At 62.5% G+C, this 20,483-nt stretch carries 16 protein-coding genes; 10 read left to right on the top strand and 6 right to left on the bottom strand.

Annotation, left to right across the window (positions count from 1 at the left end):
* Both LDB26_RS00670 and LDB26_RS00665 read left to right on the top strand, forming a co-directional pair.
* Nucleotides 1–1,182, top strand: a complete 1,182-nt coding sequence (locus tag LDB26_RS00670) for a glycosyltransferase family 4 protein (RefSeq protein ID WP_257539765.1) — start codon at nt 1–3, stop codon at nt 1,180–1,182.
* A complete protein-coding gene (locus LDB26_RS00665) occupies nt 1,179–3,326 on the top strand; it encodes an acyltransferase family protein (RefSeq protein WP_062062999.1) in 2,148 nt (715 codons plus the stop codon). Before LDB26_RS00670 ends, LDB26_RS00665 begins: the two co-directional genes overlap by 4 nt.
* A gap of 9 nt (nt 3,327–3,335) precedes the next feature.
* On the opposite strand, the gene LDB26_RS00660 is transcribed toward LDB26_RS00665, so the two are convergent.
* The 6 genes from LDB26_RS00660 to LDB26_RS00635 are packed head-to-tail and all read right to left on the bottom strand — an operon-like array spanning nt 3,336 to nt 11,139.
* Nucleotides 3,336–4,685 (bottom strand): polysaccharide lyase family 1 protein, encoded by a 1,350-nt coding sequence (locus tag LDB26_RS00660; RefSeq protein ID WP_156415225.1) that lies wholly within the window; start codon nt 4,683–4,685, stop codon nt 3,336–3,338.
* A 7-nt stretch (nt 4,686–4,692) separates the two neighbouring features.
* Complete coding sequence (locus LDB26_RS00655; RefSeq protein ID WP_062062995.1) at nt 4,693–5,958, bottom strand: outer membrane beta-barrel protein; 1,266 nt, start codon at nt 5,956–5,958, stop codon at nt 4,693–4,695.
* Between the two features lie 3 nt (nt 5,959–5,961).
* Nucleotides 5,962–6,531 (bottom strand): polysaccharide biosynthesis/export family protein, encoded by a 570-nt coding sequence (locus LDB26_RS00650; RefSeq protein ID WP_062062992.1) that lies wholly within the window; start codon nt 6,529–6,531, stop codon nt 5,962–5,964.
* Entirely contained in the window at nt 6,528–7,892 is a 1,365-nt protein-coding gene (locus tag LDB26_RS00645; protein WP_257539762.1) for an O-antigen ligase, read from the bottom strand. Before LDB26_RS00645 ends, LDB26_RS00650 begins: the two co-directional genes overlap by 4 nt.
* Nucleotides 7,889–9,121 (bottom strand): DegT/DnrJ/EryC1/StrS aminotransferase family protein, encoded by a 1,233-nt coding sequence (locus tag LDB26_RS00640; protein WP_257539759.1) that lies wholly within the window; start codon nt 9,119–9,121, stop codon nt 7,889–7,891. Before LDB26_RS00640 ends, LDB26_RS00645 begins: the two co-directional genes overlap by 4 nt.
* Entirely contained in the window at nt 9,118–11,139 is a 2,022-nt protein-coding gene (locus tag LDB26_RS00635) for a nucleoside-diphosphate sugar epimerase/dehydratase (RefSeq protein ID WP_257539757.1), read from the bottom strand. Before LDB26_RS00635 ends, LDB26_RS00640 begins: the two co-directional genes overlap by 4 nt.
* Nucleotides 11,140–11,593: 454 nt before the next feature.
* Between LDB26_RS00635 and LDB26_RS00630 the strand changes: the two genes are divergently transcribed.
* The 8 genes from LDB26_RS00630 (at nt 11,594) to LDB26_RS00595 (ending at nt 20,483) form a co-directional block, all read left to right on the top strand.
* Nucleotides 11,594–12,787, top strand: a complete 1,194-nt coding sequence (locus tag LDB26_RS00630; protein ID WP_257539755.1) for a glycosyltransferase — start codon at nt 11,594–11,596, stop codon at nt 12,785–12,787.
* Nucleotides 12,775–14,733 carry an asparagine synthase (glutamine-hydrolyzing) gene (gene asnB, locus LDB26_RS00625; protein ID WP_257539753.1) on the top strand — a complete coding sequence of 653 codons (1,959 nt, stop codon included), beginning with the start codon at nt 12,775–12,777 and terminating at the stop codon, nt 14,731–14,733. The genes LDB26_RS00630 and asnB overlap by 13 nt, the downstream gene beginning before the upstream one ends.
* Nucleotides 14,730–15,908 carry a glycosyltransferase family 4 protein gene (locus tag LDB26_RS00620; RefSeq protein ID WP_257539750.1) on the top strand — a complete coding sequence of 393 codons (1,179 nt, stop codon included), beginning with the start codon at nt 14,730–14,732 and terminating at the stop codon, nt 15,906–15,908. The genes asnB and LDB26_RS00620 overlap by 4 nt, the downstream gene beginning before the upstream one ends.
* Nucleotides 15,893–16,498, top strand: coding sequence for a sugar transferase (locus LDB26_RS00615; protein ID WP_257539748.1), 606 nt, complete (start codon nt 15,893–15,895; stop codon nt 16,496–16,498). The genes LDB26_RS00620 and LDB26_RS00615 overlap by 16 nt, the downstream gene beginning before the upstream one ends.
* Entirely contained in the window at nt 16,476–17,390 is a 915-nt protein-coding gene (locus tag LDB26_RS00610) for a methionyl-tRNA formyltransferase (protein WP_257539746.1), read from the top strand. The genes LDB26_RS00615 and LDB26_RS00610 overlap by 23 nt, the downstream gene beginning before the upstream one ends.
* Before the next feature lie 3 nt (nt 17,391–17,393).
* Complete coding sequence (locus LDB26_RS00605) at nt 17,394–18,080, top strand: PIG-L deacetylase family protein (RefSeq protein ID WP_062062975.1); 687 nt, start codon at nt 17,394–17,396, stop codon at nt 18,078–18,080.
* 434 nt (nt 18,081–18,514) lie between these two features.
* The gene (locus LDB26_RS00600; protein WP_257539744.1) at nt 18,515–19,036 is read left to right on the top strand and encodes a response regulator transcription factor; all 522 of its coding nucleotides are present in this window, start codon (nt 18,515–18,517) and stop codon (nt 19,034–19,036) included.
* Nucleotides 19,037–19,085: 49 nt separating this feature from the next.
* Nucleotides 19,086–20,483 carry a lipopolysaccharide biosynthesis protein gene (locus LDB26_RS00595; protein WP_257539742.1) on the top strand — a complete coding sequence of 466 codons (1,398 nt, stop codon included), beginning with the start codon at nt 19,086–19,088 and terminating at the stop codon, nt 20,481–20,483.

Here is a 20,483-nt window from a genome sequence, read left to right as displayed (position 1 = left end):
ATGCATGGATTTGCCGATCGCGCGGGGCGACCGCCTGCTGCCCGCCGGGTCTGCTTCGTGACCGAGGCGCTGGGGCCGGGCGGGGCGGAGCGCGTCATCAGCCTGCTGGCGTCGCGATGGGCGAAAGCGGGCTGGGATGTCGCGATCTGCACTTTCGACGATCCGGGGGACAGAATCTATCATGCGCTCGATCCCCGCGTCCGGCTGTCGCGGCTTGGCGAGGGAAAGTCGGAGCAAGGCCGACTGTCACGGTTCGCGGCCCTGATCCGCCGCGTGATCCGGCTGCGGGGAGTGCTGCGACGGGAACAGCCCGACGCGGTTCTGAGCTTTTTGACCAAGATCAATGCGCTGACGCTGGCGGCGGGCATCGGAATGCATCTTAAGATCGCGGTGAGCGAACGGAACAATCCGGTCCAGCAGCAGGCCAATCCGCTGTGGAATCTGCTGCTGAAAATGCTGATCCGGCGCGCCGACGCCATCGTCCTCCAGACGAAGCGCGTTGCCGGCCACGTCCCGCCGTCCGTCCGTGGCCGGACGCGCGTGATTCCCAACCCTATCGAGCTACCGCCCGGACGGCCTGCACCCTACGACGTGGAAGGGCCGCTCCAATGCGTGGCGGTCGGCCGCCTGACCCGGCAAAAAGGATTCGATCTGCTGATCGACGCCTTCGCAAGGGTAGCACCCGGCAATCCCCGCTGGTCGCTTAGCATCTGGGGGGAAGGTGCGGACCATGCCGCGCTGGCCGAAAGGATTGGGGCTTTGGCCATGGCCGACCGCATCTTCCTTCGAGGCGTGAGCGGGATTCAGGGCGCATGGACGGAAGGCGCCTCCGCCTTCGTGCTGTCGTCGCGCTACGAAGGATTCCCCAACGCATTGGGCGAGGCGATGGCGTGCGGCCTGCCCGTCCTTGCCTTCGATTGTCCCTATGGCCCGCGCGAGATGATCCAGACCGGCCATGACGGCCTCCTTGTCGCCAATGGCAATGTCGTCGCCCTTGCACGAGCGCTCGATCATTTGATGAAGGACGCCGCGACCCGCCGCGCGCTGGGGGAAAATGCCGCCATATCGGCCCGCCGCTTCAGACTGGACGAAATCGCCCGGCAATGGGAGACGATGATAGGGGCGCTGGCATGTCGCGCTCCTCTTCATGAGGCACCTACGGCAAAGGCCGCCGCGCGATGAGCGTGAAGGATATTTCCTCCATCCCAAGCGAGGGGTTGCTGCCGCGCTTCGAGGAGGAAAGCACCGCGCCGCCGTCCGCCGGGCAGGCTCCTGGCCTATCCGCGACCGGGACGCAATATCGACCGGAGATCGATGGGCTACGCGCCGTCGCGGTCGTGCTCGTCCTGTTCTATCATGCGCGGTTCCGGATCGGCGGGACCGATCCTTTCGCCGGCGGCTTCATCGGCGTCGACATCTTTCTCGTCATCAGCGGCTATCTGATCGGATCGATCCTGCTACGGGAAATGGGCGAAGGACGGTTCAGCCTGCTACGCTTTTATGAGCGTCGCGCGCGCCGGATACTGCCCGCGCTCTATGCCGTGCTGCTAGCCACGATACCGGCCGCCTGGTTTTTTATGCTGCCCGAAGCCATGAAGAATTACGGCGCGGCGCTGACGAGCGCGGTGGTTTCCGCGTCCAACATCTTCTTCTGGCATGAGGTCAGCTATGACGCGAGCGACAACCTCACCAACCCGCTGATCCATACATGGAGCCTTGGGCTGGAAGAACAATTCTATCTGCTGTTTCCCGCGATCCTGTGGGCGGCGCACCGCTATGCTCCGCGATGGCTGCCGCATCTGCTCTGCGGTCTTTGCGTCCTTTCCCTTCTTCTGGCGGAAGTCCTGACCGCTAAGGCGCCCGATGCGTCCTTCTTCCTGCTGCCCTCGCGCATGTGGGAACTGGGCGCTGGCGCCTTGCTGGCCCTGGACGAATTGAGGGGCAGGGGCGCGGCCAGGCCGTCGTCCATTTTCATGCCATTCATGGGTATGGGCGCGATCCTCTGTTCCGTTCCCTTCATGGCGGTCCATCTGCATCACCCCGGTCTGGCGACGGCCATCCCGGTGCTGGGGACAGCCATCGTCATCCGCTATTCGGGACGGGGTGATCCTGTCGGACGCTGGCTTTCTTCCCGGCCGATGGCGGCGATCGGGCTGATCTCCTATTCGCTTTATCTGTGGCATCAGCCGGTGTTCGCCTTCGGCCGCCTCATCCGCGCCGATGAGCCGACTCTGTCGGTCAAGATAGGATGGATCGCGCTTTCGATCCTGTTGGCCATTGGCACGTTCCTGCTAGTCGAGCGGCCGACGCGCAACCGGCGGCAGGTGTCCAGCGGCACCATCTGGATGATCGCCCTGAGCGGAGCTGTGCTTCTGGCAGGCGCGGGTATCGCAATTTTTATGGGCAAGGGCATGCCGGGGCGCTTCCCCCCACCGCTCGATGCCATCGCAAAGGCGGAGCGCATAGAGGAAGCCTCCATTTTTCAGAGCGGGAAAGGATGTCTCAACTATGTTCCCGAAATAGGACCATGCCGGTTCCAAGGCGTGAACCCGGCTGGCTATAACCTTATAGTCGCAGGCGATTCCCATGCCCGCACGCTGAGCAACGCGCTAATCGACCGATTGCCCAGCGCCGCGGATCTGGCCAGCCTCACCCTGCTCAACCGGGGCGGATGCCTGTTGCTGCCCGGCCTTACCCGTGTCGACGCCATGCAACCCAGTTGCCCTGACAGCTATAATGCGATCCGGATGCGTTATCTGACGCGGCAGCCCCGCGCCATCGCCGTCCTGATGATGCGCCTGCCCGTAGTGGTGGAAAGAAGTCGGTTCGACAATGGCGTCGGCGGCGTCGAATCGGGCGAGCCTCCGCATATTTCCAGAACCACCGGCCCCTATGACCGGGCCGTCGATGACGCGACCGTCCAGTCAGCACTGACGGCCATGATACATCGCCTGCTCGACAGCGGTGTGAAGGTCGTGCTGGTCTATCCCGTGCCGGAGATGGGCTGGAACATTCCGCGCAAACTGCTGGAAATTGCCCGCGCGCAGCCTTCTGACGTCTGGCAGCTATCCGATCAGGCGTCCGTGTCCCGGCAGCAGTTCCGCGATCGCAGCCGCCGGACTTATGCCCTGCTCGATTCCCTCGGCGAGAATCCCGGCCTTGCCCGCATCTATCCGGAACAAAGCCTATGCCGGAGCGAACGCTGCCTCAGCCATGACGGCACGGCCATTTTCTATCGCGACGACAATCATCTGACGCGCGAAGGCGCCGCGCATATAGCGGAGGCGATCGACAGGACGATCGCGGCGCGCTGGGGCGGGCGCTGAGGGAAAGGATCAATCGGTCGACGCGACCAACCGTCTGTGGGCATCGTCCAGATACTCATCCAGATTGAGCACCCCGTCGCGATCGGCATCCTGCCAGGGATCGCTGACCCCCGCCTGCGTGCCATGGGCGCGTTCCCATGTATCGGGCATACCATCGCCATCGCTGTCCGCTTCCGTCTCGCCCAGCGCTATGGACGGAATGGCGCCCGGCTGCTTGCGGATATGACCGGTGCGATCGCGGATTTCCGCCACGATCCGTCGATCGATGGCGTCGCGGGGAAAAGCGCCTGCCTGTTGCAGGATGGCGCCATAAGCGGCCTGTGGCGTCATGGGCTTGATCGACAGGGGACAGACCGGGCTGTCGACGACGATCTCGGAGAGGGATGGAGCCAATTGGATAAAAGTCCCTTCGAACAGGTTGTCCTGAAGAAACAGGCGCCCGGCGCCGCGGCTGCCGATCTGCTGGCGGTCTATGCCGATAGCCTGGGGTGACGTGCTTGGCCCGGCGCGAAAGATATTGCCCACAATATTCGCCCAAGTGCCGCCATAGCTTTCCCATAGTTCGGCGAACTGGGAGCCGGCATCATAGAATATGTTGTTGATGATATCGATGCAGGATTTCGGCGTGAAGTTCATGTCCGGGTTGCGATCACCATTATGCGCGCAGACATTGTAAATGAAGCTCATGCGTTGCGGTTTGGTCGGGTCGCTGCCCAGCAGCGCGCATTTGTCGTGCTTTGGTATACCCTCGGCAAAGATCGACCAGCTTATCGTCACATTGTCATTGTCGCCCTGCCCATTGATATTCTCATCCAGCGCCCAGCTGCCGCTCACATGGTCGAGAATGATGTTGCGGCTGTTTTCGAAGGTGATGGCATCGTTCCCGCCGCGCACGTCGCCTCGCATGTCCGGCCTGACCCGGATGTCCCGGATCACCACGTCGTTGGTATCCTTGATAAGCAGCGGCGTGACGCCCCAGGGTCCGCCGCCATGTGCCAAGGTGATGCCGCCGCCCGGCGCGGTCTGGCCCGCGATCGTGATGAAGGGGTTGGTGATGATGGGCGGGCGCTGCGTGAAGCGGATGACGCCCGCCACGCGGAACACGCAGACGCGAGGGCCTTGATGATCGATGCAAGCCCGCAGCGATCCGGAGCCACTGTCGGCAAGGGTCGTGACGGCGATGACCCGTCCGCCGCGCCCGCCCACCGCCATCGCGCCATAGCCTTCCGCGCCGGGGAATGCCGTTTTCAGCGTGTCGGACTTTTGGCTCATGCGCTCCACACCCGCCGTCGACAAAAGCGCAGCTACCGGGAGAGCGCCTCCGGCGATCAGGGTCAGCAGGGTGGCCTTGCCCATCATCGCCCTTTCAATACCGCATCCGCAGGGCGATGCCGATGCGGCTCCGCTCGAACCGATCCATGTCGTTTCCGCCCGTCCGTTTCACCAATTGCCCCGTCAGTGCGAGCGACAGGTGCCGATTGAGGAGATATTCGATATCCACATCGCCGCCGATCGTGTTCAGCCTGCTGTCGATGCCGCGATAGCGGGTCTGGCGATAGCGAAAAGCCGCGCTGGCGATCAGGTTATGGCGGATTTCCTGCTGCACGGTCAGGCGCGCGCTACGGTCGATGCGGCCGCTGGCGCCGTTACGCACGGTGGCGACGTCGCCGCTGAAGACATCGAGGATCAACGCCGTGCGCTGCCGCGGCGAATAGATCAGCGATCCTTCGAGCGCAAAGCCGGAAAAGCTTTCGAAAAAAGCGGATTCAGGTTTGTAGCGAAAAACGCCCGCACCGATGTCGCCGCGCAGCTTGCCACTGGGATTGACCTGCACGCCAACCAGGCCGCCGATGGTGCGCCCATCGCGGCTCGCGCCCGATCCGATATCCGCGCGCCGGAAATTACGCTGGTTGACATAGCCTTGCACATAGCCGTCGAACATCGGCGACAATCGGTAGAACAGCCTTGCCGTGCCGCGGTAGCTGGTGAAATCCCGATCGTCATTGGCGCGGGCGACGAAATCATATTTTTCCGCCTGCCCCTTCAGGGAAAATCCCAGTCGGCTGCCTTCGACGCGCATCTGAAGCTCGCCGTTCAGCACGTCGAACAGCGGCGGCCCCAGCGTGGGGTTCTGTCGCACTTCGGGGTCCGCACGATTTTCGACCGCCCGCCGATAACCCGCCGTTCCTGTAACCGTCAATTGCTGGCTGAGAAGCGCCGCAAACGTCCCGACAGCGCCATAGCTTTCGCTATTTTCACGGCCGTTCGAAGCATAGCGGCGCAGTTCGCCAGACAGTTCGCCATGCCATTGGAACCGGCCCTCGTCCTCTTCGATGGTCAACCGCGGCTGGATGCGCGTGACGAAATCGTCCCGCCGGTCTACATGCGCGGCATAGATATTGCTGTTGTAGGTCACGCCGACATCCAGCTCCGGCGACAGTAGGACATTGCCCAGTTTTATTCGGCGCGGTTCATATCCGGGGCGTTCCAGATCGAGCACGGACTGATGCTGCTGGGCGTCTTCCTCTATGGTCTGCGCCTGGACGCCCTGCGCCATGCCCAGCACCAGCAGGGCGGCGCCATAATAAGGACGGCGCCGCCCCTTTCCAGGCGGCTGTGTCGACCGGCGCACGGCTTAGAACCAGCTTTCATAAACCCGGATCGTATCACCGGGCTGGATATATGCCTTTTCCGTGGCGGCGGCGGTGATGCTCCCGTTACCGTCGCGCCTTGTTATGGAGAATTTGGACGTGTTCGCCCGGAAGGTATAGCCGCCAGCCATGGCGATCGCGGTCAGCACGGACGTGCCCGGCCGGAACGCATATTCGCCTGGCTTCTTGACCTCTCCGATGATGAAGAAGGGGCGATATTGATTGACCTGAACATTGACGATCGGATTGTTAACGATCTGCTTGGCGACCAACGCCTCGACAATGGATTGCTTTATCTGGTCGGCGGTCTTGTCGCTTGCCGCCACGTCACCGATGAAGGGAAGCGAGATCACGCCCGCATCGGTAATCACGTAATTGTTCGCCAACCCGTCCAGTCCATAGACGCTCACCCGCAATTCATCTCCCGCGCCCAGCGCATATTCGCTGGATGGCGCCGGCGGCAGATCCGTCAGGCCCGATGTGGGGGAGCAGGCCGCCAACGCCATGCAGGCGAGAAGCCCCAGTCCGTGATGCCGCTTGTCTTTAGTCATCATCGCCTCCGCGGAACTTGATTGCGCTGGATTTTATTCCATGCAGCGCGCGGAGGGGTTACGCTTTGGGAGGAACGACCTGCCCAAAAGGGGGATGCGTCCGCCGCTTTCAGGACAGTGCCCAGGGACAGCAGCACAGGAACCATCCACAGGCGGGCATACATGTGCGGACTGGCCATGGTGAACACCTGGAACACGACGATGACCGCCAGTGAAAGCGAAGCTTCGAGTCGATGCTGCCGCAACCTGGTAAACGGGATCAAAGTCAGGCTGAGGACGACGCCGAACCAGCCCATCAGCGCGACGATGCCGCCTTCCGCCAATTCAAGCATATACATGTTGTGGACTGGCTGCCCCGAAGGGCTGAATTCCCGGAACTGGTCGACGCCCATCCCGATAATCACGGTATTTTCGGCATTACCCCATGCTTCCGCAATCAGTTCGGCGCGGTCGTCATAGGTGCCGGCTTCCTCTATGTCGCCGCTCTGGAAAGCGGGAGCCACCCGCTTGGCGAAGATGTCGGGCATCTGATAGCCCGACGCAAAGAGGCCCACGGCCAATATTCCGGCCAGCAGCAATATCTTCGGCGAAGGGCGCAAACGGCCGAGGAAGGCCATCACACCTACAGCCAGCAGCGCGGCGGAAAAGCCCGTGAAGGACGCCGCGAGCATCAATGCCCACATCAGCATCGTGGCGCAGGCCAGCGCGGCTGCAGCAGGGATCAACCGCCTGACGCCCGCATAGATCACGAAGGGAAGGGTCATGGCGATGACGGCGGAATTCCAGTTCGCATCCCCCACCATCGCGCCCAGCCGCCTGCCGCCGGTGATGAAATCCGGGCCGAATATCGCATTGACCTGCGTGAACCCGTCCATCGTGTAGTAAACGAGCACGCCCAGACTTTCCATGGCGGTCATGCCGATGATGAGCGTGACGATCAGCCTGTTTATCGTGCCGATGTCCCGGATCAGCACCATGGGCAGCAGCATGTAGCTGAACAGATATTGCCCCGCGACGATGATCCAGCGCTGCAAGTCGCCGTTGACATAGCTTCCGACGAAAAGACCCGAAAGCATGAGGACGAGACTGGCCAGCCAAATCGGCGTCAGCGTCCCGAACGGCGTTCCGTTAAGGCGCCCCAGCCCCAATTCGATCAGGACGACGCCCATGAACAGCGCGTCGCTCAGCGTGATGTTCACATTGCCGATGCGCCAGAGGTGAAAGCAAAAGAAGAGCACAGCGATAGTCAGGAGAGGCGTGACCATGGCCTTGCCCGCGTCGCGGACGCCGCCATCCTGATCCGGCGGGACGAAACCTTCGGGAAAGGTTTCGCGCGGGCCGATGCCTGCCAGAGGCGGTCTCATCCTTCTTGATGCATCGCGCATGTTCTGATCCGGTCCGCGATGCACCGCATGTCCTCAGCGGTCAGTGATGGATCGACCGGCAACATGATGCTGCTGGCGCCGACCAGCCGCGCCATGGGCAAGCGTCGCGCCGAGATGGCGGCAAAGGCCTGTTCCCGATAGATTTCCGGGCAGGAGCCCGTTCCGCACGGAATGCCCTTTTTCTGAAGAGCGCGCACCAATGCGTCCCGCGCAGCGCCCTCGTCGGACGTACCGGTTCGCAGGAAACAATAATATTTATAATAAGCATGGCGGATATGGGACGGCGGACGCGCCAGTCGCAGGGATGGAATGTCGCCTAGCGTGTCATCGAGAATGGCCGCGTTACGCTGCCGCGCCGCCAGCCACGCGGGCAGTTTTCCAAGCTGTATGGACCCGATCGCCGCCTGCATTTCGGTAAGGCGATAATTGCTTCCGAACCCGTCGTGCAGCCAGCGGAAACATCCGTCGGATGTCGCTGCTGCCGTCATCAACCGGGTTCGGCTCTTTCCGTGATCCTTGTAGGACCATGCCCGCTCCCAGACTTCAGAGTCCCGCAAGAGCAGCATCCCGCCTTCCCCGCCGGTGGACATGATTTTGTCGGTACAGAAGGAAAAGGCCGCGGCGTCTCCAAAAGACCCGGTCTTGCGGCCATGATAGGCGGCTCCCAGCGCCTGCGCGCAATCCTCGACCAGCTTCAATCCGTACCGATCGCAGATCGCCATGATCGGGTCCATATCGCAGGGCCATCCGGCAAGGTGGACGCAAAGCACGGCACGGGTCCGAGAAGTCACGGCATGGGCTATACTGTCGGGGTCGATATTCTGGCTGATAGGATCGATATCCGCGAACACCGGCTTTGCGCCCACGGCCACGATCGCGCTCGCCGAGGCGAAGTAGCTGCGGGGGCTGACGATCACTTCGTCGTCAGCTCCTATGCTCAGCGCCCGCAGAGCGAGTTCGAGCGCAAGCGTGCCATTGGCCACCGCCAGGGCATGAGGCGCCCCGATATATTCGGCGAAGCGTTGCTCGAAGCGTTGCCGATGGTCACCATGCACCAGCGCATTGACCCGCCCCGACCGCAATATGTCCGCGACGGCCGCAATCTCATCCTCACCATGGAAAGGCCAGCGCGATCGTATCGCGTCCTCCTCCGGTGGCAGCGCGATACGGTGGGCCAGTGGCGCCACCTGCGTTGCGGAGCCAGTCACAGCCGCGCCGTCCGCAGGTTCGGCGATACGGCGGCAACTGGCCCGGCGACATTCGCGAGCGACTGCACGGGTTGCGGATCATCGCCATACATATGGATGACGCTGTGCATGATGAGCCTGATCGATTCGGCGTCGCCCTGATGCGCCAGCTTTTCCAGACGCTGGAAAACGGCCTGCAATTCCGGCAGCGGGATGGAAAGGGGTTCGGCTTCGAATATGCCGGGCAATGTGGAAGGCAGACGTTCCTCGCTTTCGTCGAACAGTTCTTCGAACAGTTTTTCTCCCGGACGAAGGCCGACAAAGTCGATCTTCACGTCGATGTCGGGCACCAGTCCGGCGGCGCGGATCATGCGGCGGGCGATATCGACGATCTTGATGGGATCGCCCATATCGAGCACGAAAACCCTGCCGCGCTGGATACCGCCGCGCAAAGTGGCCGCCGTGCTGTGGAGGATGAGCTGGACGGCTTCATGCACCGTCATGAAATAGCGTTCGATGTCCGGATGGGTAACAGTCAACGGCCCGCGCCGGCTGAGCTGGCGCAGGAAAAGCGGGATCAGCGATCCGCTGGACCCCAGCACATTGCCGAAGCGCACGGTCAGGAAACGGCATGTGTCGCTATCGCCCGGCACGGCAAGATCAAGCGCCTGGCAATAAAGTTCGCCCAGTCTTTTGGTCGCACCCATCATGCCCACCGGATTGACCGCCTTGTCAGTGGACACCTGGATCATGGCCTTGGCGCCGCAAGCCTGGACGGCGTCGGCCACGTTGCGCGTGCCGATGACATTGGTGAGCACGCCTGCCGACAGATTGGCCTCGACAAGGGGCACATGCTTGAGCGCGGCGGCATGGAAGACGAGGTCCGGCCGATAATGAACGAACAGCTTGATAAGCGCGTCGCGCTGGCGAACGGAACAGAGCAGCGGGGTGCCCCGGACATGGGGGAATTGCTCCCGCAGCTCCATGTCGATGGCATAGAGATTATATTCCCCATGATCGAGCAGCAGTATTTCCTCCGCTTCGAAGGAGGCGATCTGCCGGACCAGTTCGCTGCCTATGGTGCCGCCCGCGCCGGTGACGAGGATGCGCCGTCCCTTGATGGCATTGCGGACGACCGTGCCGTCCAGCCTCAGTTCAGGCCGGCCGAGCAGATCGGTAAGGTTGACGAAGCGCAGGTCCAGATTGCCATCGCCTGATCGTTGAAGGCGGCCGGGCTCCTGCGCGCGCGCGACTTCAAGGCCGAGCTGCGCCGCTCTCGTGGCGAGCTTCGCCATGCGGGGCCCGGTCAGGCAGGCGTCGCCCTGATTGACGATAATGTAGCTGGGCCGGTGCCGTCCGCGCGCCAGTTCGCCGACGATATTTTCCAGCTCGTCCATCGTACCCAATATGGGAACGCCGCGGATGCTGAGGTTGCGCTCACCATCATCGTCGTGGGTCAGGATGCCTACGGGATGAACATGGCGATTGCCGGGGCTCTGCAATGTCCTCAAAACGGATTCGGCCCAGTCCGGATCGCCCAACAGCAGGACATCCTCGCGTTCCGCGTTCCGCTCCGACGACGCACGCAATATGGGTCTGGAAGCCGGAGCGGGGCGCAGCAGTTCGCGCGCCATGCGCCGGAACACGCGCAGGCTGCCCACCATCACCAGCAGGACGAACCACTGGATGACGGGCACCGACCGGGGCAGCCATGGGGGATCGGAAAAGAACATCCATATCGCCGTGGTCGACAGGAGGACCGTGATGGTCGTCGCCTGCGCCAGGAACAGCAGTTCCTTTACCGATACGTAGCGCCATGCATGGCGATAGATGCCAAGCCCATGGAAAACCACGACGGTGATGAAGGCCGTGCAGATCGCGCTGCCAGAAGCGGCTGAGACGATCGCATCGGACAATGCGGTTTGAAGCCGAAGCTCTAGCGCCAGGAACAGGGACAATGCGGCAACGCTGGCGTCCACCAGAATGGCGGCGAGATAACGCAGCCGGATTCGGCCTGCGGACCGATGAACATAGCTCATTTCGCCTCCTGTTGAACGGGCCAAGACCGGCACGGGCGCAGTGCGCGCGCCGGATCACTGCCGCGGCGAAGCCTGCCATCGGAGGGGACGGCTTGGTAAGCTGATCGGTGGGAGACTATCCCTTAAGACCGCCAGCACTTCGAATGGGGCAGCGCCCTATCCTTTAGGGCCACGAGCGGTCCACATTGCGCCCATCCAGACGGACAGGATCGCCGTAGGATGGGCGACGGCCGCCAGGGCATCCATCTGCCGGAGCCGTGACGCGGTCACCTGCGCCCAAAGGCTATCAACCCTTTTCGTCACTCCGCATGCAGCGCGCAGTGATTAATCTGAAGCCATCGATTGAACGCATCCACCTCTCTTCCTCTTGAGGTGATCCCTCCGACAAGGGTGAGCGCACTATGTTCTTGATGGCTCCCGTTGAAGGCGTCGCCAACCGGGCGGCGGAACATCCATGAAAGTGCTGCACGTCATAACCGCCCTGAATTATGGAGGGGCCGAAGCGATGCTCGCCAAGCTGGTCGGGCAGCATGGGGCGCATTCCGCGCATCCCGACTCCATTGTCCTGTCGCTTCTGCCGCCGGGACGAGTGGGCCAGGAAATGGCCGCCAACGGCATCTGCGTCGAAACGCTGGGCCTCACGAATCTCCGCCGCCTGCCCGAAGCGATGGCGCGCCTGACGCGAATCGTGAGGCGTTATGAGCCCGATCTGATCCAGGGCTGGATGTATCATGGCAATATCGCTGCCGCCTGGGCTGCCAGATCGGGGCGGCGGAACCTGCCGATGCTCTGGAACATTCGCCATTCGCTGCACGATATTCGCGCCGAAAAGCGGACCAGCCGCCTTGTCATACGATTGGGCGCGCTGCTTTCCCGGCGCCCCAAGGCGATCATCTATAATGCCGCCGCGTCCGTACGGCAGCATGTGGCCAATGGCTACGCGCCCGAAGGGGCCATCGTCATTCCCAATGGGTTCGACCCGCAATGTTTCAGGCCCGACGAAGCCGATGGCCATGGCCGCGTCAGGCTGCGGGAGCGGTTCGGGATCGAGCCTGATCCAATTTTGGTGGCGGTGATCGCGCGGCGTCATCCCATGAAGGATCATGCCACCGCGATCGAAGCGGCGGGGAGGGCTCGGCGGATGGGGCATGACGTGCATCTGCTGCTGGCGGGTGCCGGGACTGACGTGCTTCCTACCGATCTGCAAGGCGCCTGCGAGCATTGGCTGCCCCGGAACCGGCTCAGCCTTCTGGGGGACCGGCCCGACGTGGCGGAATGGCTGCCGGGATGCGACATCGTGGCGCTCTCCTCCGCTTGGGGGGAAAGCTTCCCCAACATATTGGGCGAGGCAATGGCGTGCGGCGTGTCCTGCATCGCCACCGATGTGGGCGACAGCCGCATCATCATGGGAGAAGGCGGCGTTTGCGTGCCGCCCGGCGATCCGGCGGCGATAGCGAACGCCATCGCGCTGCTCAGCGGGATGGGCGCGCAGGGACGCCGCCGGAAAGGTGAATTGGGACGCGCGCGCGTCATCAAGGAGTTTTCGTTGGCTGCCGTCGCGGCCCGCTATGCCGAGCTTTACGAGACGGTCCTTCGTCAGCCGCCCACCATAGCGAATAACGCGGGGATGCCACGATGTGTGGGATAAGCGGCCTGATCGCCCACCGTTCGTCCGATGCGCTGCTAACCACGGCCCGCCGGATGAACGACAGCCTGCGCCATCGCGGGCCGGACATGGCGGATGAATGGATCGACGCGGACGCAGGAATCGCGCTGGCGCACCGGCGCCTGTCGATCCTCGACCTGTCGCCGCAGGGGCGTCAGCCGATGATCTCGGCGAGCGAGCGCTATGTCATCTGCTTCAATGGGGAAATCTACAATTACCGCGCCCTGCGCGAGGATATGATCGCGCGCGGCTACCACTTCGCGGGCGGCAGCGATACCGAAGTGCTGCTGGCCACGATCGAGCAATATGGCATAGTGAGAGCAGCGCAGGGCTGTGCGGGCATGTTCGCTTTCGCCTTGTGGGACCGGACCAAGCGCGTGCTTCACCTGGTTCGCGACAGGATCGGCAAAAAGCCGCTTTATTATGGTTGGAACGGCAAGGCTTTCCTGTTCGCATCCGAACTGAAGGCGATCATGGCCGTTTGCGAGACGGGAGTGGAGGTCGACCGCGAAGCGCTGACCGCCTATCTGCGGCATCAATATGTCCCCGCGCCGCACTCCATCATGCGCGGCATTTCAAAACTTCCGGCGGGCACCCATGTCATGGTCACGGCAGATGGCGCGACCGATCCGTGCCCTTATTGGTCGATCGAGGAAACGGCGGTTGCAGGTCAGGATGATCCCTTTGTCGCGAATGATGGAGCCATGCTTGACCGGGTGGAGGATGTGCTGCGCCGGGCAGTACGGGAACGGATGGTGGCGGATGTGCCGGTGGGCGCTTTCCTGTCGGGAGGCATCGATTCGTCACTGACCAGTGCGATCATGCAACAGGAATCGCGTGAACCCATCAGCACGTTCACCATTGGCTTCGAGGAGCCGGAATATGATGAATCGCCCCATGCCGAACAGGTGGCGAAGGCGATCGGCTCCCATCATCACATGATCCGGATGAGCGCGGCGGCGTTTCTGGACACGGTGCCGCAACTGCCCGAAATCTATGACGAACCTTTCGCGGACCCATCCGCCATTCCGATGTTCCACATTGCCCGTTTCGCGCGGGAAAAAGTGATCGTGTGCCTTTCGGGCGACGGAGGCGACGAAAGCTTCGGCGGCTATGGCCGGTATCAGATCGCGGGCAAGCTGGGCCGCGGCATCACTGTTCTTCCGCCATGGCTGCGCGGATCGATAGCCGGCGGCATCGACGCGCTGTCCCCGGCGGCATGGGACAGGATATTCCGCTACATGCCGGTCAGCGCGGGCAGCGCGCTGCGCGGCGACATGTCCGGCGACCGTCTGCATAAGCTGGCGACGCTGTTTCGAAGCGAAAATGTGGAGGCGCTCTACAGCAACCTCACCAGCGTCCATCCCGATCCCGAAGCCTTGGTGATCGAGGGGGCTGAACCGCAAATGTCGATTCAGGCGGCGCTGAACGATCCGTTGCGCCAGATGATGCTGATCGACAGCGCCCGCTATCTGCCCGACGACATATTGGTGAAGGTCGACCGCGCGACCATGGCCGTGGGGCTGGAGGCGCGCGCGCCCTTGCTGGATCACAGGCTGATCGAACTGGCATGGCGCCTTCCCACCGGCGCGCTGCTACGGGATGGAAAGGGAAAATGGCCGCTCCACGCACTGTTTCAGCGGCATCTTCCCCCCGCTCTGGCCGACCGGCCCAAGCGCGGCTTTTCCGTGCCGATCGAGCAATGGCTGCGCGGGCCGCTCCGCCGCTGGGCGGGGGCGTTGCTGGACCCCGATCTTATCCGTTCGCAGGGGCTGATCGCGCCCGAGCCGGTCAGCCGTATGTGGGCAGAGCATCTGTCGGGCAACCGGAACTGGTCGTTCCAGCTCTGGACGCTGCTGATGTTCCAGAACTGGCTGCGGCACTGGCAGCCCGCCTTTTCTTCCAGCGATGCGAGTCTGGTCGAATGAAAATTCTTATCCTGTCGAGTTTCGCCTTTTCGCTGGTCAATTTTCGTGGCCGGTTGATCGAAGCGATGGTGCGCGAAGGGCATCAGGTCATCACTTGCGCGCCGGACGACGATCCCGCTGTCCAAAGGCAGCTTACGGCACTAGGCGCGGGCTATCGTCGGATCGCCATGGCGCGCACGGGCAGCAATCCGCTGGCAGACCTGCTGTTGCTGTTGCGTTATGTCCGGCTGATCGCGCGAGAGCGACCGGATGTCGTGCTGGCCTATACGCAAAAGCCGATCATCTATGGCGGCATGGCCGCCCGCCTGTTCCCCAAGGCGCGCTTTTATGCGCTGATGAGCGGGCTTGGCTATGTCTTCAGTCCGGCGGCGGAACATCGCCGCCTGTTGCGCGCCATTGTGGGATGGCTTTACCGTCTGGGAGTCGCCAGGGCGCGGGCCATATTCGTGTTCAATCGCGACGATCGCGACGAACTGATCGCGCAGGACATCGTCGATGCGGCCGCGCTGGTGGTCGAGGTGCCTGGTTCGGGCGTAGACCTTGCCCATTTCGCACCCATGCCCCTGCCGGAAGGGCCGCCGCGTTTCCTGATGATCTCCCGCCTGATGCGCGACAAGGGCGTGTTCGAATATGCCGAGGCCGCCCGCCACCTGAAGGCGCGCTATCCCGAGGCGCGATTCCAGCTTCTGGGGCGGCTGGACAAGGATAATCCCACCGGCTTGTCGGAAGCGGAACTGGATCTGTGGGTCCGGCACGGGATCATTGATTATGTGCCGGAGACGCGGGATGTGCGTCCTTTGCTGGCGCAATCGAGCGTGTTCGTCCTGCCCTCCTATTACCGGGAAGGATTGCCGCGCACCCTACTGGAGGCGATGTCGGTGGGACGTCCGCTCATCACCACCGATCTGCCGGGATGCCGGGAGCCGGTCCTGTCGGGCGTCAACGGCTTCCTGGTGCCGCCCCGCGATGTCGAGGCGCTGGGCGTGGCGATGGAACGGTTCCTGACTGACCCCGCCCTCGCCGCCGCCATGGGCGCGCGGTCGCGTGCTTATGCCGAGGATCGGTTCGACGTGAACAAAGTCAACCGACAACTGATGCGCGTGATGCATATCGGTGGCGTAGAGCCCCAGGATGCTCTCGACATGCCAGCGGCGATGTCGTGGAGCGCGGGCTGATGGGGCGGGGCGTCAATTGCGCGGTCGCCTTTGCCGCCCTCATGCTGATGGCCTTGCCCATGATGCTGATCGGGTTGGCCGTACTCGCCTTTCTGGGACGACCGGTGCTGTTCCGGCAAAGACGCATCGGCCTTGGCGGACGAGCGTTCGAGTTGGTCAAGTTCCGCTCCATGCGCGATGCGCGCGACGCGGCAGGCCAGCCGCTGCCCGATGAGGCCCGCACGCCCCCGATGGGCCGCCTGCTCCGCCAGTCGCGATTGGATGAACTCCCCGAACTGTGGAACATCCTGCGCGGAGACATGGCGCTTGTCGGGCCAAGGCCCCTGCTTCCGCCAACCATAGCCGCGCTTGGCCGGGCGGGCGCCACCCGGTCATCCGTGCGGCCGGGCATCACCGGCCTTGCTCAGGTCAGCGGCAATACCTTGCTCAGCATGGAGGAGAAGCTGGCGCTGGACCTGCTTTACGTCCAGCAGCGCGGGATGGGCCTCGACCTGTGGATCATGGTCCAGACGCCACTGATGATGATCCGGGGCGAGAAGATCGATTCCGTTCTGCTGGAGAAAGCCCATGCGGGCGGTCATAATCGGTAGCGTCGACAGCAGCAGGGTCGCGATCGAAGCCGTGGCGCGCGCGCCGGGCTGGTCTCTCCCCCTTGTCGTCACGCTGCCCGCCAGCTTGTCGCATCGTCATTCCGACTATGTCGACCTGCGCCCCGCCGCCGACGCCGCCGGCGCCCGGTTGATCGAAGCACGCGACGTGAACGCGCCCGAAATCTGCGCGGCGATCACGGCGGCGTCCCCGGACAATGTATTCGTCATCGGCTGGTCGCAAATCTGCCGGGAACCGTTCATGCGGGCGGCGGGAGACGGGCTGATCGGCTATCATCCGGCCCCGCTGCCCCGGATGCGGGGCCGGGCGGTGATACCCTGGACGATCCTCAATCAGGAACCGATCACCGGCGGCACGCTATTCTGGATCGACGCGGGGGTGGACAGCGGCCCCATCCTTGAACAGCGCTTCATCCATGTCGCGCCCGATGAAACGGCCGGTTCGCTCTACCACCGCCACATGCAATTGCTTGAGCGGATGCTGGACGATGCCTTGCAGGCGCTCGTAGCCGGAACTGCGCGGCGCGAGCCGCAGGACGAACGCTTCGCGACATGGGCGGCGGGGCGGACGGTGGAGAGCGGGCGAATCGATTGGTCGGCCTCCGCGCGGGACGTGGAGCGGCTGATCCGCGCGGCAGGCCGTCCCTATCCAGGAGCCCGCACCCTGGCTCCCTCCTCCGACGATGATCTCATCTTGTGGCAGGCCCGACTTGCGTCCGAATTGGGCCATCACCTCGCCATGCCGGGACAGATAGTCGGCCGATCCGAACGAGGCTTTACCGTCTTTTGCGGGGACGGTGCGGCGATCGAAGTCACCGAATGGGAAGGTGGCGGCGGAACCATCCCGAAAATGCACGCCCGCCTCGGAGGATAAACCATGGGTTCGATGCTGGACTGCATCTCGCGCGCGCTGATCATTGCGCCGCATCCAGACGACGAGGTGCTGGGATGCGGCGGCACGATGATGCGGCTGGCGCAGCAAGGCACACAGGTGCATGTCGCCATCGTGACCAAGGCGGGCACGAACCGTTTTGGGCCCGACGTCGCCCGCATCGGACGGAGCGAGGCCCACGAGGCTCATGCCCTGCTACAGGTCGCGCGCACGCATTTCATCGACCTCCCCGCCGCCGAACTTGACCGCGTGGCCCATGCGGACATGAATGCCGCGCTGGGCGCGCTGGTGACGGAAGTGGCACCCGACACGCTGTTCGTGCCTTTCATCGGCGACGTGCATCTGGATCACCAATTGACATTCCTGTCGGCGATGGTCGCCGCCCGCCCCCGAGGCGGAAAAGGGCCACAGCGGATCTACTGCTATGAAACATTGTCGGAAACGAACTGGTATGCGCCGGGCATCACGCCCGCTTTCGTACCCAATGTCTATGTCGATATAAGCGACGCTCTGGAAGCCAAGGTTCAGGCATTCAACTGCTATCGGTCGCAAGTGAAGCAGGCGCCTGACGAAAGATCACCGGAAGTGATCAGGGCATTGGCGTGTTTCCGGGGCGCTACCGTTCATCGCCCAGCCGCCGAAACCTTCATGCTGATTCGCCAGATCGAATGAGATTTATGGGCATGGCATTAACCTAGATTGATAAACGGATCGAAAGGATTGCCGAATCCGTTCTTTCTACCACTTATTTGCTATAGCCAAATGCCTACTCTGCGCGCACATTGACCGCCCTAAAGAGCTAACTCCTGCTTGAAAAGAATTGGGTCGCACCGGTCTTGGATCGCACATAATGATCCATGAAACCCAAGTCCTGACGAAAGGGAGATACAATGATTCAAAGTATCAAAGTGGTTCTTCTGAGTAAGAATGGGATACTCCGGGAGGGACTCAATCACATATTACTGGATCACGGGTTTACAGTAACCTGCGCGGTAAGTGACCCCTGCCAGATAAAATCAACCCTATCAGATGACGAAATAAACGACATTGTAATGATTGATGATGGTCATGCGGGCGAAGGGATAGCCTTTTGCGAGCAGGTCAAGATGATGTATCCTCACGCCAAGATCGTCCTGCTCGCCGATCATTTCGACTTCGACACAGTCGTTCAGGCATTTCGCTGGGGTGTCGATGGCTATATGATCAAGGAAATATCGACGGAACCGCTGGTTGGCGCGTTGCGACTGGTCGCATCGGGCGAAAAAGTTCTGCCTTCGGAAATGGCCACCAGCCTGGGGCAACGCCCCTATCCGATGGGATGGTCGGTCAATCTTTCGGACGTCAATCTCTCGGACCGGGAAGTGGAGGTTCTTCAGCTCCTCATTTCCGGCGCCGCCAACAAGGTCATCGGCCGCCGCCTTGGCATATGCGAGGCCACTGTGAAGGTGCATGTGAAAGCCGCGTTGCGGAAGCTGCGCGTATCCAATCGCACACAGGCCGCGATCTGGGCGGTGCAACGCGGACTGGTCGCCTATGATGACGACAAGATGTTGTCCATGCCCCGTGACACTTCTCAAGCCATTGCTCGCGCCGCTCCGCCTCTGCCGCGCATCGCGGCTTGTGCCTGAAAATCAGGCCAGGCGGTAATTTTCAGCGTCACTGGGGGAATCTCCCAAGATGGACGACGAAACGCGTGTGCAATCCGCCAACCATATCGGAAGCCGGAAGCGGGGCCGGCTTCAGCTATGGAAAGATGCCACGCTCCTGCGACGTTTCATTAATATCGGACATCTGCTTTCGGGCAACGGCGTCAACGGCGCGATCGCCCTTGTCGGCGTTGCGCTAACGGCGCGATCGCTGGGGCCGATCGAATATGGTATCCTGGCCCTTGTCATCAGCTATGTCCGCGTTTTCGACCGCCTGATGCGGTTTGAAAGCTGGCAGCCCCTCATCAAATATGCCGCGCAGGTGGCAAAGGACGGTCAGGAACGGCTGACGCATTTGCGGGCGCTGTTCGCATTCGGGCTGTGGCTGGATGTTGGAGCCTGTCTGGCCGCCGCGCTGCTGGCCAGTCTGGTCGCGATCCTCTTCGCGCCCCTCCTCGGCATGAATCACACCCATGTCCTGCTGGTGTGCATCAACGCCGTCACATTGCTGTTCAATATTAGCGGGATGCCGACCGCCGTGCTGCGTCTGGCCGGACGTTTCCGAACCATCGCCTATGTGCAGGTGACCGGCAGCATCGTCCGCATCCTATTGTGCGCCATCGGATTGTGGATGCATGGCGGACTGATCTTCTTCATCTGCGCCTGGACGATCAGCCAGATCGTCAGCTCGCTGCTTTTCCTTGCCTTTAGCCTGTTCGAATTGAAGCGGCAGGGCGTGATTGCGCTGCATCGTATGCCGATGCGCGGAATAACGCAGCGTTTTCCCGGCATCATGGGCTTTGCATGGTCGTCCAGCCTGTCGACCAGCATCCGCACAAGCTCAATGGAGTTGGACGTGCTGATTGTCGGCGCGCTTTCAGACCCACGTTCCGCCGGACTTTACTTCGTGGCGAAGCAGGTGGCGAAGGTGGTGCAGCAGGTCTGCGCCCAGGTGCAGGCGGTGCTCTATCCCGATGTAGCGCGACTATGGGCGGAAGGAGCAAGGAGCCTGTTCCGCCGCGCCATAGTGCAGGTGCAGATCATTCTCGATGTCTTCGCGCTCGGCGCCATCGCCGTGCTGGTGATGGGCGGACGGTGGCTGATCGAACTGACCGTCGGCCATGCCTTCGCCGAAACCTATCCTTTGCTGCTCGTCCAGATGGTGGCGCTGGCTTTCACCATGCACGCCGCGCCCCTGCGTTCCGCACTGCTGGCCATGGGCGAGCAACGGTCCGTTCTCCACATCGTCCTGTGGTCGACCCTTGTCTTTCAGGTCATTGCGCTGCTGCTCGTGCCGCGCATCGGGGCGATGGGCGCGAATGTGGCGCATGTCGTGCTGGCGGTCAGCAGCGCGATCGCGATGGAGCGGACGTTACGCCGCCGCTTCGGCCGCGCCGTTTCCGACGAACGTCCCGCCGCTTCGGCCTGA

It is taken from the genome of Sphingobium sp. CFD-1 (assembly GCF_024611115.1).
In the GTDB taxonomy this organism is placed as follows: Bacteria; Pseudomonadota; Alphaproteobacteria; order Sphingomonadales; family Sphingomonadaceae; genus Sphingobium; species Sphingobium baderi_A.
The sequence above is the reverse complement of the archived record's forward strand: the minus strand, read 5'-3'. Positions and strand labels throughout refer to the sequence as shown.